The organism is Okeania hirsuta, assembly GCF_003838195.1.
Taxonomy (GTDB): domain Bacteria; phylum Cyanobacteriota; class Cyanobacteriia; order Cyanobacteriales; family Microcoleaceae; genus Okeania; species Okeania hirsuta.
Genome location: NZ_RCBY01000512.1, coordinates 1 through 2202 on the forward strand (window position 1 = coordinate 1; position 2202 = coordinate 2202).

General features: G+C 46.8%; 4 protein-coding genes. All 4 read right to left on the bottom strand.

What is annotated here, in order from left to right; all coding sequences use genetic code 11:
• Positions 1 to 397 (bottom strand): galactose-binding domain-containing protein (locus tag D5R40_RS32345; RefSeq protein ID WP_192901340.1); only part of this gene is annotated, 397 nt, incomplete at its 3' end.
• Positions 398 to 467: 70 nt separating this feature from the next.
• Complete coding sequence (locus tag D5R40_RS32350; protein ID WP_161565165.1) at positions 468 to 881, bottom strand: PA14 domain-containing protein; 414 nt, start codon at positions 879 to 881, stop codon at positions 468 to 470.
• Between the two features lie 299 nt (positions 882 to 1180).
• The gene (locus tag D5R40_RS32355; RefSeq protein WP_124155834.1) at positions 1181 to 1366 is read right to left on the bottom strand and encodes a galactose-binding domain-containing protein; all 186 of its coding nucleotides are present in this window, start codon (positions 1364 to 1366) and stop codon (positions 1181 to 1183) included.
• Between the two features lie 457 nt (positions 1367 to 1823).
• A partial coding sequence (locus D5R40_RS38640) for a hypothetical protein (RefSeq protein ID WP_205127825.1) occupies positions 1824 to 2202 on the bottom strand: 379 nt, incomplete at its 5' end.

Below are 2202 nucleotides of genomic sequence, written 5' to 3' on the forward strand. Positions count from 1 at the left end.
TATAAGCTGTAAAATCAATAGGTGGACAATTGAGGTCAGGAGCCTGATCCACGGCACAACCCATAATCTCTACTTCTCCCAGGTGGAGGTAATTCGTCCCACTCAGTTGAACCCGAATGTATCTTCCGCTTCTCTTAACCGGAATTCTTCTTGTACCGGTAGAATGTGTAGGATCATGAAAATCACTGACTCCACTTTGGGCTATGCTGCCAGCCAGGTCTGTAGATGCAAAGGCCTCATCTGAAACCAGGACGTGATAGTCATTGAGTCTCCCCTGGCAACAATCAGTTCGATTGAGGATGTTGATGGTGTCGATATTTTGAACCGAACCCAAATCGATCTGCCACCAGGCATTACTTTCGCTTTGCGTTATGGTTAAAGGTATTGGCATTTCCATCCGTAGCCAAATTGCGGTATTGGTCGAAAAGAGGGAAGATTGTGACTTGTTTTCCCTAAAGCCAGATTACTCAAATTGTCGCAGGCGGGTTTATTGGCAGGGAAAAAGGTTTGCATTCGGTATGATCTGTTTCGCAATGCCAGGGCCCTTCCCAGAGCAATTGTGCTACAGCTCCTCCGCCTAATTCGTAATAATCCATTTCAATGGCTACCCGTTCACCTCCTGTCAAATCTATGCTAGCAGCTCTTTCAGTAGGTGCTTGAGGTACCCAGAAATCCAGAATCATTTTTCCGTTTACCCACAGCCTCAATCCATCATCGGTATTGGTGGTAAAGGTGTAGGTTCCTGTTGTGGGAATGTCTACGAATCCGCTCCAGCGGATGCTGAAATCATTGGGACCCATATTGGTGGCGGGAGAGCCTTGTTCCCCAATTGAAATCAATGACCGGATCTTCTCGTTCAAATACCGGATTGGTGAAATCATTATTGTCATAGTAGTTTCCGGTCAAGCCATTGCCCTGGACCGCACATCCCATGATTTCTGCTTCGGCTATCGTAAGGATACCTGTTCCTGCTAGCTGGACCCTTACATATCGGGCATCTGCATTGATGTCGATGAAGGTTTCTCTGCCTGCTGTTCCGCTAAAATAATGCAGTACTTACACCTGGCTGATTAAGTGTTGCATTCAGGTTTTGAGAAGTGAAAGGTACCGGAGAACTTATTACGTAGAAATTGGAAAGGCGAGTGGCGCAGCAATCGGTTCGATCCAAAGATTGATGCCGCTAAGCGTATAGACTGAGGCCTAAATCTACTTCCCACCAGGCATTCGCCTCATTGTTGGTGTGGGTGATGGTGTTGTCGGCATCATCTCCATTATTATTTCCATCGATGGCATTGCCAGCATCGAAAATTGTAACTGGCAGAAGGATAGGTCGAAGATTGCGTGGCTGATTTGTGAAGGGCGACATTGGTCGGCTCGCAATTTTCAGTTGTTTCTGGAATCCAGGTTTCCAATCCATTCAGCTATCAGTGCAGAACCTGCCTCGTCGATTTCTCCTTTGGCAAGTGGAGGCATCATTATCGCGGGATCATTGCTGTGCAATCTTTGGTACAATACCGAACGACTTACATCGCCCGCCTTGATCACATGCTCTCCGGGTATGCCCAGACTTTGGTCAATTCATCCGTAAAGAGATTGGAAAGGTAAAGGGGTGTATTGATTCTTGCATCGAATACAGCTCTGTTTCCTGTTCCGGGTCTATGGCAGTAACCGCAATTCAAATCGAGATAGGAACGAGCCCTCGTCTCGAGATCAGCATTAGGATCATTCTGACTTGCATTGCTAGGCAGATTAGGAATATCGGCATCCGTAATACTCTCCGGAATAATTCCCAGTGCACTAAAAGTTACCAGCTGATTTGGCATTTATGCCTGTGCTGGGATAGGTAATAGTATTGTTGAGGTAACGGGTACGCAATCCAAGTGTTTCCGCGACCGCATCAATTGTGACACGTCAGGCATTCTGATCTGCTGGGATAATGCCAGGTCTGCATACGAGTCCCTGTAGGAGTCGTAATCGTTATATTTTTCATCCAGGCTGCTGCTCAAAAGATCTGCGTCAGAATTGTCCGCTCGCCATTTGTAGGTAAGTCCGTAAATCTCGCCCGTAGCGGTCATGACGGTAAAGCGGGTTTCCAGCCTTTTGGTAATGGAAGGATTGCTTTCATCAATTGGTAAATTCCTCAATGGCAATTTTCCTTCTAATGTACCCTCGGGAGCAGTCAATCTGAGTCCTGCTTTCCCC

Excerpts from the sequence above, each read along its gene's own strand:
- D5R40_RS32355 (WP_124155834.1), bottom strand. The coding sequence starts at position 1,366 with ATGTCGCCCTTCACAAATCAGCCACGCAATCTTCGACCTATCCTTCTG.
- D5R40_RS32350 (WP_161565165.1), bottom strand. The coding sequence starts at position 881 with ATGATTTCACCAATCCGGTATTTGAACGAGAAGATCCGGTCATTGATT.